Raw genomic sequence first — 13,128 nt, 5'->3', positions numbered from 1 at the left:
TTCGGCCCCTCGGAGGTGTCCATGTCCAACGGAGCCCGGCACGGTCTCGGAGTGCTCGCGGGAATCGTCGCGATTCCCGCGCTCACCGCACTCCTGATCTTCGGTGCCGACCGGATCACCCGGCAGCGGAACCATCTCGCCGAGACCTACAAGGACGGCTCCGTCGTCGACGGGCTGGTCCTCCTCGGGGTGCTGGCGGCGTGCGGTCTGCTGGTCGCGCTGCTGTGCGGTTCCCGGCTGTCGCCGCTCGCCTCGCTCATCGCGGGGGCGCCGCTGCTGGGCTACGGCGCGTTCTGGGCGGTCCGCCCGATGCACGCGATGACGCAGCTGGGCGACGTGACCAAGGGCCACAAGTACGCCACCGAGCTCGTGTTCGTCTCGCAGAGCGGCCTCGTGGCCGTGATCGGCGCGGCGCTCGTGCTCGCCTCCTTCCCGCCCTCGCGCTGGCGCTCCCGCAAGGCGGACGCCTCGCTCCCGTTCTCCGGCGCGGCCGGGGAGCGCCCGGTCGCCGCCTCGTGGACCCCGCCCGGCGACGTCCCCATGGCGCCTCACCAGGAGGCCCCGCCGCTCTTCGAGCGCCCGGCGGCCCCGGACGCCGCCGTCCCGCCGGTGTCCGGTGGCGGACGGCACGCCGCCGGTGGCCCGGAGGCCAAGGGCGGCGAGTGGACGCAGACCTACGGCCCCGGCACGCACTGACCGCTTCCCGCCCGACCCGCGCTCTCTCTGACCCCTGATCTGCCCTTGTGGCCTTGGTGCGGAAGTGGACGTCGGCGCGCCGAGTCCGGCGCGGTCGGCCCGCGCCGCACGGGCCCGTTCCTCCGGAGGTGGTTCATGACCAGCGGTGCCCGGCACGGAATCGGCGTGCTCGTGGGGCTCGTCGCGACCTTGGTGCTGCTCGGATGGTTCGCCCTGGTGGCGAACCGCTACATCGACTGGCAGCGCAGGGTCATGGTCCGGTACGTGATGGACGGCACCGGCGGGCAGGGGTTCGTCCTCCTCCTGCTGCTGCTCGTGACGGCGGCGCTGATCGCCGTCCTGTGCGCCCCGCGCCTGTCGCCGCTGACCTCGCTGATCCCCGGTGTCGTGCTGGTCGTGGTGAACGCGGTCTGGTTCCTCCAGCCGCTGTTCGTCGTGGAGCACGTGGTGCGGCCCGTCAGGGACCGCTGGCTGATGGACTTCGTCGACCTGCTCACCACCGGGATCGTGCTGCTCGCGGGCGGTGTGCTGGTCGCGATGTCGGTCCTGCCGTCCCGGTGGCGGGGCCCGGTCGCGGGCGGGCCGGGCCGGGCCGTCGCGTTCCCGGGCGTCGCCGGACCGGGGGCTCCCGCCCCGATGATGCCCGGACACCCCGGGCCGGGCCTGGCGGGTCCTGGAATGGCGGGTCCTGGAATGGCCGGGCCGGGGATGGCCGGGCCCGGAGGCGCGGGGCCGGGGGCCTCGCCGGGGCCGTTCGGGCAGCCGCCCGCGTACCCGCCGGTGCCGCCCCAGACTCCGCCAGGGACCCCACCGGGCACCCCGCCAGGCACGCCGCCAGGCACCCCGCCCGCCGCGCCGCCGCCCGCTTAGCGGACCGCCGCCAGGACGCCGGGGACGTCGTTGACGACCATGGCGTCCACCCCGGCCGCCGCGTAGGACGGCGCCGCCTCGGCGGACGGGCACCACGCCATGAACGTCAGGCCCGCCTTGTGCGCCGTGTCGACGATCCGGTCGAGCGGCCGCAGGCGGCTGTCGGGGTGCTCGAAGCCGCAGGACGCCGTGTGCACCGCGACGGCCTGGAACCCGAGCCCGGCGGCGGCCGGGACGCCGTGCCACAGCGGGAACCGCAGCCAGGTCAGCAGGCCCAGCGGGACGTCCGGCACCTCGTCCTTCAGCGACGTCAGCAGGGACGGGTCGAACGAGGTCACCAGCAGCTCCCGCCGCCCCGCCTCGCGGCGCAGGATCGGCGCGAGCAGGGCGCCGGTGCGCCGGGACGGGGCGTCCACGGCGTCCTCGAGGATGGTCTTGACGTCGACGTCCACCGCGACCTCGGGCGGGAGCGCCTCGAAGATCTCCTCAAGCCGCGGCAGACCGGTCTCCGCGGCGGTCTGATCGATGATGAACGCGCCGTCCGGGGTCGTCGGGTCGTGCCGGAGGACGAGCGCGTCGTCGGCGGTCCGGGTCACGTCGATCTCCACCCAGGACGCGCCCGCGCGGACCGCCGCGAGCATCGAGGCCGGCGTGTTCTCCGCGACGGGGACGCCGTCCGGGCCCGGGAGCGTGCCCGCGCCGAGGCCGCGGTGGCCGATGACGGCGGGGGGACTGTCGAAGATCATGAATCCTCCGCGGCGAGGTGCTCGGCGATGACGATGTCGAGGGGATGGGTGACCTTGAGATTGCGCTCGTCGCCCGCGACGACGGTGATCGGGACGTCCGGCAGGTACCGGTGCACGATCCCGCAGTCGTCGGTGGCGCGCAGCGCCGGGTCGGCGAGGGCCAGCTCGTAGGCGGCGCGGACGGTGCCGAGCCGGAATCCCTGCGGCGTCTGGAACCGCACCAGCGACTCGCGCGGCGGCATCGCGGCGACCATCCCGCCGCTGACCTCGACGATCGTGTCGGACGACGGGACCCCGACCGCGACCGCGTCGTAGGCGTCCAGCCCGGCGAGGACGCGGTCGATGACGGCGCGCCCGACGAACGGGCGGGCCGCGTCGTGGATCAGCACGCGGGTGTCGTCCGGGCGGCCCGCCAGGGCGCGCAGCGCGGCCGCGGACGAGGTGGTCCGCGAGTCGCCGCCCTCGATCACCCCGGTGACCTTGCGGAACGGCGCGGCCATCGCGGCGGCGTCGCGCAGGTGCCCGGCGGCCATCACGACCAGGACCTCGTCCACGCCGGGATGCCCGTCGAACGCGGCCACCGACAGGGCGAGGATCGGCCGCCCGCCGACCTCGATGAGCTGCTTGGGGCGGCCCGCGCCCATCCGCTGCCCGATGCCGCCCGCCAGCACCACCGCGACCGTCGCCATCGACTTCCCTTCGTCACAAGCACCGCACCGCACCAGACCGCTCGCCACGGCCGCGTCCCGTTCACGGTCCGCCGGGCGGGCGTGCGGCTCGACCCGTTCCGGATCTTTTCTACCGGACACGCCGCTCCGACGCGTACGGTCGCGGAATCACTACGCTCGGTCACGACAGGGTTCCGACCGGCCGGAGGTGCCATGACCCTCGCCGTGATCATCGCGACCGGGAGGGTTCCCGGCCCGGACCCGATCCCGGCGGCCGCGCTGCCCGCGCCGTCCGGGCCCGGGGGCGGGGACGCGAGCGTCCTGGGCAGGCTGATCGGCCGGCTCGACCGGCTCGGCGTGACCGGGTTCCACCTGATCACCCGCCCCGACCTCGCGCCGTCGCTCCGCAAGGAGGGGCACGATCCGGTCGAGTGCGAGGACGCCGCCGCCGACCTCCGGGAGATCTCCCGGATCGCCTACGGCGCGCGCACCTCGGTGGTGCTGCTGCCCGGCGACCTGGTGATCAGCGACGAGCAGCTCACCCGCCTCGTCGTGGACGCCGCCGACCAGCCCGTCACCGCCGTGACCGTCCGCAGGGCCGGGGGACGGGCCCGTCCCGTCCGCGTGGAGGCCCCCGGACGCGTCGTCTCGGCGGGCTCGGCGTTCCACCGGGTGTCCGCCCCGACGGCCGACTTCCCCGGCCCGATCGGCATCGGCGAGCAGCGCGCCGTCCAGGCGGCCGGCGTCGCCGAGAACCTCGCCGACCTGCTCGAACACCCCGGCGCCCTCCCGCCGTCCACCGCCCTTCCGCCGTCCCCGGCGGGCGATGACGACTATGACGCCCTTGAGCTGATGCTGGTCGGCCTCGTGCGCGCGGGGATGCCGGTCACGGCGCAGGAGACCGTCCCGGAACTGGTGTGCCGCCGGGTGGCCACCCCCGAGGAGGCCCAGGCGGCCGTGGAGACGGCGGAGAGGGCCGACGAGCGGCGGGTCCGGCTCCGGGACGCGGTGAAGAAGAACGACGGCTGGTTCGCGACCTACGCGGTCAGCTCGTGGTCGCCGCTCCTGGTGCGGACGGCCGCCTGGTTCGGGCTCACGCCGAACATGGTGACGCTCGTCTCGGCGGGCCTCGCCGCGCTCGCCGCGTTCTGGTTCGGCGGCGGCACCCGCGACGGGATGGTCATCGGGGCCGTCCTGTTCTACCTGGCGTTCGTGTTCGACTGCGTGGACGGCCAACTCGCCCGCTACACCCGCCGGTACAGCAAGCTCGGCGCCTGGCTCGACGCGATGCTCGACCGGGCCAAGGAGTACATGGTGTTCGCGGGCCTGGCGGCCGGGGCGTCCGCCGCGGCGTGGGGCGGCAGCCTGCACGTCGCGAACGTGTGGATCCTCGCCGTCGCCGCGCTCACGCTCCAGACCGTCCGGCACATGATCGACTTCTCGTTCCGCGAGCGGTCCCGGCGGCCCGCCCCGGACGCCCCCGCCACGCCCCTCACCGTCGCGGACGACCCGCGCCGCCCCGGCGCGCCGTCCGGAGCGGCGCCCGCCGGGACGATCGAACGCCTGTCCCGCGCCACCGCGGACGTCCCGGGAGTGCGCTGGGCGAAGAAGATCATCGTGCTGCCGATCGGGGAGCGGTTTGCGGTGATCTCGCTGACCGCCGCGTTCGGCAACGCGCGTCTCACCTTCGCCGTGCTGCTCGTCTGGGGCTGGATCGCGGGCTGCTACACCCTGACCGGACGACTGATGAGGGCGATGCACGGATGACCGCGACCGACCCGCCCGCCGAGGCGCCCAAGGCCACGACGACCCAGCCCGCGACCCAGCCCGCGACCCAGCCCACGACGACCCAGCCCACCGCGACGCGGTCCACCGCGCCCCAGCCGACGGCGCCCCGACCTGCGGTGGCGCGGCCCGCGGTGCCGGGCCAGGCCGTCCGGCCGTCCGAGCGGTCCGTGCCGTCGGCCCCGCCGCCCACCGGGACGGACCGGCTGCGCGCCTACCGGGACGACGGTCCGATCTGCGCGGCGCTCGGCGCGCTCCCGCGCGGGCACCTGCCGCCGCTCCCGGGCGCGCTGGTCGCGCTCGTCGTGGCGACGGCGCTGCTCGGGACGGGGCTGGGGGAGCGGCACGACCTCGCCCTGTTCGCCCCGGTGGCCGTCCTGATGCTCACCGGGCTCGCCGCCGGCCACGGACATACCGGGCGTCTCGACTGGCTCGTTCCGCCGATCATCCGCGCCATCGAGTATGGTTACCTGGCCGTACTGGGGTTCGCTCAGGGCGTGCCCGCGCCGCTGGTCTTCCTGCTGCTCGGCGTTCTGGCGTTCCACCACTACGACACCGTGTACCGCACCCGCCAGGGATTCTGGCCGGCGGATTGGCTGTTCCCGGCCGGGCTCGGCTGGGAGGGGCGGATGCTCGTGGTCGCCCTCTTCGGGCTCTCCGGGTTTCTTCCGTTCGCGTACGCCGCGCTCGCCGCCTACCTTGGCGTGTTGTTCGTGTGCGAGAGCGTCCTCAGCTGGACGCAGCTCGTGCGCGGCGGCGGCGTGATGGACGACCTGGAGGAAGAGGGAACATGATCGGGATGGTGCTGGCGGCGGGAGCGGGCCGAAGGCTGCGCCCCTACACCGACACGCTGCCGAAGGCCCTGGTGCCCGTGGACGGCGAGACCACCATCCTGGACATCGCCCTGTCCAACCTGGCCGAGGTGGGCCTGACCGACGTCGTGATCGTCGTCGGCTACCGGGCCACCGCGGTCGAGGAGCGCAAGGACGAGCTCGAGAAGAAGTACGGCGTCTCGATCACCCTCGTGCACAACGACAAGGCCGAGGAGTGGAACAACGCCTACTCCCTGTGGCTGGCCCGTGAGCACTTCGCCAAGGGCGTCCTCCTCGTCAACGGCGACACCGTCCACCCGGTGAGCGTGGAGAAGACGCTACTGGCCAACCGCGGCCCGCAGATCCTCCTCGCCGTGGACAACGTGAAAACTCTCGCGGACGAGGAGATGAAGGTCATCCTCGACGGCGAGGGGAACCTGCAGCGCATCACCAAGCTGATGGACCCGGCGACCGCGAACGGCGAGTACATCGGGGCCACCCTGATCGAGCCCGCCGCCGCCGAGGCGCTGGCCGACTCGCTCCAGGCCACCTGGGAGCGCGACCCCGACCTCTACTACGAGGACGGCTACCAGGAGCTCGTGAACCGCGGCGGGAAGATCGGCGTCGCGCCGATCGGCGAGGTCGCGTGGGTCGAGGTCGACAACCACGACGACCTGGCCAAGGCGCGCGAGATCGCGAAGACCTACTAGGCGTCCCGTCGCCGCCGCACGACCCGCGTCCGGGGTGCGGCGGCGACGGCGTATCGCGCGGCGGACGCGCACCTCGCGCCCGGCGGCGGTGGCCGCGACCGCACCGCACCCGCACCGAGGCCCGCCCCCGGACACCCGCCCCGACCCGGGCTCTTCGTCCCCCCGCCCGAGGAAGAAGGCTTCATGCCACTGCTGACGCGGATGCTGAACGCGCCGCTGTCCATCGACGTCCGGCGCGGCGCGGTCGCGAGCCTCGGCGACCTGCTCGCCGACGGCCGGATCGTCACCTCGGGGCGCGTCGCGATCGCGGTCGGCCCCGGCCAGGGGCAGAAGATCGCCGACCACGTGCGCACGTCCCTGGACGCCTGCGAGGTCTTCCAGGTGGACGGCGGGACGGTCGACGCGGCGGTCGACCTCGGCGGGAAGCTGCGCGCCGGGCAGTACGAGGCGGTCGTCGGGATCGGCGGCGGCAAGACCATCGACGCGACCAAGTACGCCGCGACGCTGTCGGGCATCCCGATGGTGTCGGTCGCGACGAACCTGTCCCACGACGGGATCTGCTCGCCCGTGGCGTCCCTGGAGCACGACAACGGCAAGGGCTCGTTCGGCGTCGTCATGCCGCTCGCGATGATCGTCGACCTGGACTACGTCCGGTCCGCGCCGGACCGGCTCGTCCGGGCCGGGATCGGCGACGTGGTGTCGAACTTCTCCGCCGTGGACGACTGGCTGCTGGCCGCCGAGGCGGTCGGCGAGCGCGTCGACCGGATGGCGCTCACCGTCGCCCGCACCGCCGCCGAGGCGCTGCTGCACCAGCCCAAGTCGGTCGAGTCGGACGAGTTCCTGACCGTCCTCGCCGAGGGCCTGGTGCTGTCCGGGATGGCGATGGCGTTCGCGGGCGACTCGCGGCCCGCGTCCGGCGGCGACCACGAGATCATGCACGCGATCGACCAGCTGTACCCCGGCACCGCCAACCACGGGGAGCTCGCGGGCCTCGGCGCGGCGTTCTGCTACCACCTGCGCGCGACCCATCTCGGGGTCGGCGCGGAGCGGCTCACGGAGATCCTGACCTGCCTGGACCGGCACGGACTGCCGCGCGTCCCGGGCGACGTCGGGCTGTCGGCGGAGCAGTTCGCCACGGCCGTGAAGTTCGCGCCGGAGACCCGCCCCGGCCGCTATACGATCTTGGAACACCTCGACCTCGACGCCGCCGCGACCCGCGCGGCGGTCGACGACTATGTCCGGGCCTACGGAGGCTGACGTGACCGTTCCGACCGAGGGGGGACGCCCCCCCACACCCCCCGGTCCGTCCGAGCCGGAGGCCGCGTACGCGCCGCCTCTGGACGACCGCCCGTCGCGCAAGACGGCGAAGGTCCGGGACGTCCGGCGGTACGGGCAGCCGCCCGGCCTGAAGGACCGGCGCAACGAGGAGCACTGGGCCGGCCGCTACTACATGCGGTCCCTGTCGCCCTACGTCTCCTGGGTGGCGCTGCGGCTCGGGTTCAGCCCGAACCAGCTCACCTACATGATGATGGCGTGCGGCGTCCTCGCCGGCGCGGTCGTGTCGATCCCGGCGACCGGGACGGCCGCGATCGGGCCCGCGCTCGGCGGCGCGGTCCTCATCCAGGTCTACCTGCTGCTCGACTGCATCGACGGCGAGGTCGCCCGGTACCTGCGGCGCACCTCGGTCGCGGGCGTCTTCCTCGACCGGATCGGGCACTACCTGTCCGAGGTCGCGCTCCTGACCGGCCTCGGCTTCGCCGCCCAGGGCGGCTGGCGCAACGGCGGCTACGTCGAGCTGGGCCTGCTGGCCGCGCTCGGCGCCGCGCTGATCAAGGCCGAGACCGACAACGTCGTCGTCGCGCGGGCCAAGTCGGGCCTCGCGGCCGACCCGACCGGCGGCGACCGGGCGCTCCGGCCCCGCTCCACCAAGATCGCGCTGGCCCGTCAGGCCGCGTCCCTGCTGGGCTTCCACCGGATCATCGGCGCGGTCGAGCTGTCCCTGTTCATCCTGGCCGCCGCCGTGCTGGACGCCGTGCTCAAGACCGACACCCCGGCCGCCATGCGGGTGCTGTGCGTCGCGGTCGCCGCGGTCGCCGTCGTGCAGACCCTGCTGCACCTGGTCAGCATCCTGGCCTCGCGGAGGCTCAAGTGAAACTCAGCGTCGTCGTCCTGACCATGGGCAACCGTCCGGTCGAGCTCGCCCGCGCCGTGCAGAGCGCGCTCGACCAGGAGCACGTGGACGTCGAGGTCGTCCTCGTCGGCAACGGCGTCGACCCGGTCGGCGAGCGCGCCCACGAGGCGCCGTTCAGCGACCCGCGCGTCAAGACGCTCAGCCTGCCCCGCAACCTCGGCATCCCCGGCGGCCGCAACCGCGGCGTCGAGGTGTCCAGCGGTGACCTGATCCTGTTCCTGGACGACGACGGCTGGTACCGCTCGCCCCGTCTAGGCGTCCACCTGCGCGACCGGTTCGCCGCCGACCCGACCCTCGGGATCGTCTCGTTCCGCGTCCGGGACCCCGAGGGCGGACGCGGCGAGCGCCGGCACGTGCCCCGGCTCCGCGCGGGCGACCCGGAGCGCTCGTCCGCGGTCACGACGTTCCTCGGCGGCGCCTGCGCCGTCCGCCGCGCCGCGTTCGACGCGGGCGGCGGCCTGCCCGAGGACTTCTTCTACGCCCACGAGGAGACCGACCTCGCCTGGCAGGTCCTCAACGCGGGCTACCACATCGTGTACGACGCGTCCGCGGTGATGTTCCACCCGGCCGTCCTGCCGACGCGGCACGAGATGTTCTACCGGTACAACGCCCGGAACCGCGTCTGGCTCGCGCGCCGCAACCTGCCCTGGCTGCTGGCGCTGACCTACCTCGGCGTCTGGGTCGGCATGACCGTCCTGCGCGAGCGAAAGCCGAGCGCGCTGAAGCCCTGGTTCCAGGGCTTCGCCGAGGGCTGGCGCAAGCCCGCGGGGCCGCGCCGCCCGATCTCGTGGAAGACCGCCTGGCGGATGACCCGGACGGGCCGTCCGCCGATCATCTAACCCGCCGCCCGCCCGGCCCGGATCAGCCTCCGGGCCCGGTGCGGCAGGACGGCCCGGTGGTCGAGGCCGCCGGCCCCGTCCAGGTCGGCGCCGTACAGGGCCGTCCAGCCGACGAGCCGGTGCTCCTTGACGTGGACGTCGATCCGCTCGAACGCGTCCGTCTCGGGCAGCGCCGCGTGCACGCGCGCGGAGAGGATCAGGGCGAGCAGTCGTCCGGGCTCGGTCAGCCGGTCCTTGAGGAGCGGGGCGTCCAGGAGGCGCGAGGCCGCGATGACGGTGTCGCCGAAGGCGCCCCGCTCGTCCACGGCGGCGCGTCCCGCGTCGAGCGAGACCCGCAGCCGCAGGTCCAGGCCGGGCCCGGCGGACCGGTCGTGCTGGCGGAGCCCGTCCAGCATCGCCGGGACGGCCCTGGCGACCAGCCGCTCGGCCGGCACGCCGTCCGGCAGGAGCAGCAGCGCGCCGTCGCCCCGGTCCTCGCGGTACCAGACCGACGGGCCCGCGCCGACCTCGTCGAGCGCGTCCTCGACGAGCGTGTAGGTGACGTCCCGGAGCGTCCGGCGGTCGCGCTCGCTGCGCCGCGCCGCGCCGAACCCGGCGATGTCGACGAACATGATCGTGCACTCCCGCGCCCCCCGCCAGAGCGCGGGCGCGTCCGCGACCCGCTCCCCGTCCCGGACGACCGCCAGCGGCGGCCGCGCCGGGACACGGTCGTCCACCGGGACGGACGCCACCGTCGCGGACGTCTCCTCCACGACGAACATGGCCGGCCCGGCCTTCTCATGAGAGCCGCGGCCCTCGCCGCCGGACCGGTCGTCCCGCCCTCGGTCGTCCTGACGGAGCAGCAGCCGGAGCATGGCCAGTTGCTGCGCCGTCATGAGCACCATGGTCACGGCGACCAGAATTATGGCCATGACCAGCACGATCGTCCCGGGCATCAGCCGCCCCCGATCTCGCTCCGTGACCCGCACTGTGCGGGCCATGCTCATGACAGTGGACTGAGATGTGAGTGATGTACATACGTTACACACACATCGCATGCATGGCGTGGAAGTAAGAAGAGTAGAACGGTGACAAACCGGGTAAGTCCCTCCTCACCCGCGTTGACCGGCGTACGCCCGAGGCGCATACTGGCCGCACACGGCGGCGGCCACCGGGTCCCCGACGGGCCGCGAGCGGGGCGAGGAGCCGTCCCGGTGGAGGAGATCCGCTGATGAACAAGTCCGAAGCCCCCTCGGCGGACCAGGGCCCCCACTCCGAGGGCCCCGGCGCGCGCGAACGGGTCACCGTCAACCTCACGGCCAAGGGCGCCGCCGCCCTCACCGACCTCATGCGCCTCACCGACGACACCAAGACCGACGTGATCAACCGCGCCCTCGGCGTCTACGCCTACCTGGAGAACGTCATCCAGCAGGGCGGCAAGGTCTACGTCCGCGAAGAGGACACCTCCGACCTCGAATGCGTCCGCTTCCTCTAACCCTCACGACGCCGCAGCCCGCCGAACCTCCCACGCGCGCCTCAACTGCGAGGGAGTGGCCGGCCCCGGTGTCGGAGGTGCTCAGGAGTACCTGGCGCGCACTTCGGCGTCGAGGCCCTCCGGGTCGTCCTCGTGCGAACGGTACCGGCGGTACGGCTCGGACGTGCCCGCCGCCATGCGCGCGGCCACCTCGGACGGCTCGATCAGCACGCCGCCGCCGAGGTGGCGCACGTCCTCGAGCCGGGTCCGCTCACCCGGCTCGCCGCTCACGAAGTCGCCCACGCGCCATCCGGACTCCTCGTCCCAGACGAGCGCCTTGGCGCCCATGACGATCGTCGCGTCACGGGGCCCGCACGGGTCGAGCCAGGCCTGGGTCGGCTCGGCGCCGGCCGCCTCCAGCGCGCGGACGGACTCGGCCAGGTACGGCCGGAAGACGTCGAGCTTGACGTCCTCGTGCGGCTTCACCACGACATTCTCTGCCACGGCTCTCTCCATCTGGTTCAGGCGGGCTCTGATGGTCCGGCCATAAGTTGCGAGGGAGTGTTCGTGATCCGGTGGGGCTTCGGTCGCTCCTGGTGCGGCGGACAGCGGTGCCCTGAAGGTCACTGTGTCATCAGTTCGTCGCGATTGCAGCGCTCCTGCTCTGGTTTCTGGGGAGAAGTGCCCCAGAAGTGTCGAAAACGTCAGGTGGGAGGCTCGGACTCGATCATGAACTCGTTGCGGTCGGTGGGGTAGACCGTGAGGGTGTACCGGCACGGATTTCCCTCGGTATCGGTCACCACGCGGCGGTGTACGAAGACCGGAACGGTTCCTTCGGGAGGCATGTCGAAGAAGCGGATCTCGACCTCGTTCGGGGTGCGCACCCAGATCCGGTCGCGATAGCTCGCCTGCCGGATTCCGAGGGTCTCCTCCAGGTAGGCGACCGTCCCCTCGGCGATGTCCTCGGGGCGCTGCAGGCGCGTGGCGCCGCGGTCGAGCAGGGCGATCGGGTAGAAGGACGTCTGGAGTGACCAGGGCACGTCGCTGCCGTTGTTGGTGATGAAGCGCTGCTGGTGCCGCACGACCAGCATGTCCCCGATCTCGATGTCCAGCTCGCGGGCCTGCGGCTCGTCGGCCTGCTTGATCTCCACCGTCGGCACGGAGGTCTTGGCCTGGCGTTGCTGCTTGGCGACCTCGTCGACCCACGCTCTGCCCTCGCCGCCGCTGAAGCCGGTGTCCTCGGACGGGGTGAGCGTGATCGGGAACTTCACCGGCGGCTCGACCACGAAGGTGCCGAGGCCCGGCCGGGACTCCACCAGGCGGAGGGCCTTCAGGCGGGCGACGGCGTCCCGAACGGTGTTGCGGGCGGCGTCGTACTCCTCGGCGAGCTGCTTCTCGGTCTTGAGCCGCTCGCCGGGCTTGAGCTCTCCGTCGCGGATCCTCCGCCGCAGGTCAGCGGCGATCTCCTCATATCGGGCAGGCATTCGATGCCTCCAAACATCCCAACGACTGGATGAGGTCCACAACCAGTGCATCACCTCATTCGGAATGAAGCATGATCGTATGTTTGGCATCACCTGCGGAGGGCAATCCTATAGTTGTAAGTGGTTGGGATGACTGGACGAGCCACACGAATGGGTGAGCTTGACGGTCGGTAGACCCGGCCAACAGGACGCACTGAGTGCTCGGATAGTACCTACCAGTTCCGGGCCTTACCGGATCGCGGAGATCCCCTCCCCGGGTCGACGCGGTCACGCGCAACAGAGAGGGACGATACCCAGGATCAAGGAGGTCCCGAGGTGATCGACGTCGTGATGGTCTATCTGCTGGTGGCGCTGGCTTTGGTCGGGCTGATCGCCAGCCTGGTCTATCTCATGCGGTTCTCCGTCATGAGTCGGCGGGCGCAGTTCTGGCGTCCGGACATGGACGGCTCCGGCCGGTCCAGCTACAGGTCGCCCTTCGTGTGGGCGCGCCGTTCGGCCGACGAGCGCACTCCGGGCGCGCGTCCCCCGGGCACGCGGATCCCGGAGGCGCGCGTCCCCGGCGCGCATGTACCGGAGGAGGCGGCCACCGACCCCGCCCTGGTCGGGGCCGACGTCGGCTGACCGGGCGGGACGCACAGAAAGAAGCCACCTGTGAGGCCCGATGTGAACCACACCGACCTCAGCTCGCAGGAGCCCTCCGGACGAGCTGACCCTGTGATCGTCAAGGAGCCCGGTCCGCCGGGCTCGCCCCGCGGCGGAACCGATCTCGCGGCGCCGCCCGGAGACGACCGCTCCCAGGGCGGACGCCCCGGCCGCTGAACGGTCACCCGCCCCTCCGAGCTCGGCGCCGACGGCGTCGCCGAAATCCACCCCA

At 73.0% G+C, this 13,128-nt stretch carries 15 protein-coding genes; 10 read left to right on the top strand and 5 right to left on the bottom strand.

The annotated features are described in order from the left end of the window. Positions 1 to 21 precede the first annotated feature (21 nt). Together EBO15_RS05135 and EBO15_RS05130 are read left to right on the top strand one after the other, a co-directional pair. Positions 22 to 696, top strand: a complete 675-nt coding sequence (locus EBO15_RS05135; protein WP_122193130.1) for a hypothetical protein — start codon at positions 22 to 24, stop codon at positions 694 to 696. A 135-nt stretch (positions 697 to 831) separates the two neighbouring features. Further along, a complete protein-coding gene (locus EBO15_RS05130) occupies positions 832 to 1,566 on the top strand; it encodes a hypothetical protein (RefSeq protein ID WP_122193129.1) in 735 nt (244 codons plus the stop codon). On the opposite strand, the gene EBO15_RS05125 is transcribed toward EBO15_RS05130, so the two are convergent. Both EBO15_RS05125 and ispD read right to left on the bottom strand, forming a co-directional pair. Next, positions 1,563 to 2,312, bottom strand: a complete 750-nt coding sequence (locus EBO15_RS05125; protein WP_122193128.1) for a glycerophosphodiester phosphodiesterase — start codon at positions 2,310 to 2,312, stop codon at positions 1,563 to 1,565. The two genes, EBO15_RS05130 and EBO15_RS05125, sit on opposite strands and share 4 nt — an antisense overlap. Beyond that, positions 2,309 to 3,001 carry a 2-C-methyl-D-erythritol 4-phosphate cytidylyltransferase gene (gene ispD / locus EBO15_RS05120; RefSeq protein WP_122193127.1) on the bottom strand — a complete coding sequence of 231 codons (693 nt, stop codon included), beginning with the start codon at positions 2,999 to 3,001 and terminating at the stop codon, positions 2,309 to 2,311. The genes EBO15_RS05125 and ispD overlap by 4 nt, the downstream gene beginning before the upstream one ends. Positions 3,002 to 3,193: 192 nt before the next feature. Between ispD and EBO15_RS05115 the strand changes: the two genes are divergently transcribed. From EBO15_RS05115 to EBO15_RS05090, 6 genes are all read left to right on the top strand, one after another. After that, entirely contained in the window at positions 3,194 to 4,747 is a 1,554-nt protein-coding gene (locus EBO15_RS05115) for a CDP-alcohol phosphatidyltransferase family protein (protein WP_122193126.1), read from the top strand. Beyond that, entirely contained in the window at positions 4,744 to 5,559 is an 816-nt protein-coding gene (locus EBO15_RS05110; protein ID WP_233615964.1) for a DUF5941 domain-containing protein, read from the top strand. The genes EBO15_RS05115 and EBO15_RS05110 overlap by 4 nt, the downstream gene beginning before the upstream one ends. Continuing rightward, positions 5,556 to 6,287, top strand: a complete 732-nt coding sequence (locus EBO15_RS05105) for a phosphocholine cytidylyltransferase family protein (protein WP_122193125.1) — start codon at positions 5,556 to 5,558, stop codon at positions 6,285 to 6,287. Before EBO15_RS05110 ends, EBO15_RS05105 begins: the two co-directional genes overlap by 4 nt. Positions 6,288 to 6,470: 183 nt before the next feature. Beyond that, positions 6,471 to 7,544: an iron-containing alcohol dehydrogenase family protein gene (locus tag EBO15_RS05100; RefSeq protein ID WP_122193124.1), complete on the top strand. Its 1,074-nt coding sequence runs from the start codon at positions 6,471 to 6,473 to the stop codon at positions 7,542 to 7,544. A 1-nt stretch (position 7,545) separates the two neighbouring features. Then, entirely contained in the window at positions 7,546 to 8,439 is an 894-nt protein-coding gene (locus EBO15_RS05095) for a CDP-alcohol phosphatidyltransferase family protein (RefSeq protein WP_378236827.1), read from the top strand. After that, entirely contained in the window at positions 8,436 to 9,317 is an 882-nt protein-coding gene (locus EBO15_RS05090; RefSeq protein WP_122193122.1) for a glycosyltransferase family 2 protein, read from the top strand. Before EBO15_RS05095 ends, EBO15_RS05090 begins: the two co-directional genes overlap by 4 nt. On the opposite strand, the gene EBO15_RS05085 is transcribed toward EBO15_RS05090, so the two are convergent. Next, on the bottom strand, positions 9,314 to 10,297 hold the full coding sequence (locus EBO15_RS05085; RefSeq protein ID WP_147481384.1) for a nucleotidyl cyclase domain-containing protein: 984 nt from the start codon (positions 10,295 to 10,297) through the stop codon (positions 9,314 to 9,316). The genes EBO15_RS05090 and EBO15_RS05085 overlap by 4 nt on opposite strands. 230 nt (positions 10,298 to 10,527) lie before the next feature. Between EBO15_RS05085 and EBO15_RS05080 the strand changes: the two genes are divergently transcribed. After that, on the top strand, positions 10,528 to 10,791 hold the full coding sequence (locus EBO15_RS05080) for a ribbon-helix-helix domain-containing protein (protein ID WP_199744341.1): 264 nt from the start codon (positions 10,528 to 10,530) through the stop codon (positions 10,789 to 10,791). 81 nt (positions 10,792 to 10,872) lie between these two features. Here EBO15_RS05080 and EBO15_RS05075 read toward each other — a convergent pair whose 3' ends face one another. Further along, positions 10,873 to 11,274 (bottom strand): DUF6292 family protein, encoded by a 402-nt coding sequence (locus EBO15_RS05075; RefSeq protein ID WP_147481383.1) that lies wholly within the window; start codon positions 11,272 to 11,274, stop codon positions 10,873 to 10,875. Positions 11,275 to 11,474: 200 nt separating this feature from the next. Next, positions 11,475 to 12,254, bottom strand: coding sequence for a GntR family transcriptional regulator (locus EBO15_RS05070; RefSeq protein WP_158628133.1), 780 nt, complete (start codon positions 12,252 to 12,254; stop codon positions 11,475 to 11,477). Positions 12,255 to 12,569: 315 nt separating this feature from the next. On the opposite strand from EBO15_RS05070, the gene EBO15_RS05065 reads away from it, so the two are divergent. Further along, positions 12,570 to 12,875, top strand: a complete 306-nt coding sequence (locus EBO15_RS05065) for a hypothetical protein (RefSeq protein WP_122193118.1) — start codon at positions 12,570 to 12,572, stop codon at positions 12,873 to 12,875. Positions 12,876 to 13,128 lie beyond the last annotated feature (253 nt).

Source organism: Actinomadura harenae (assembly GCF_003696215.1).
Classification (GTDB): domain Bacteria; phylum Actinomycetota; class Actinomycetes; order Streptosporangiales; family Streptosporangiaceae; genus Spirillospora; species Spirillospora harenae.
The sequence above is the reverse complement of the archived record's forward strand: the minus strand, read 5'-3'. Positions and strand labels throughout refer to the sequence as shown.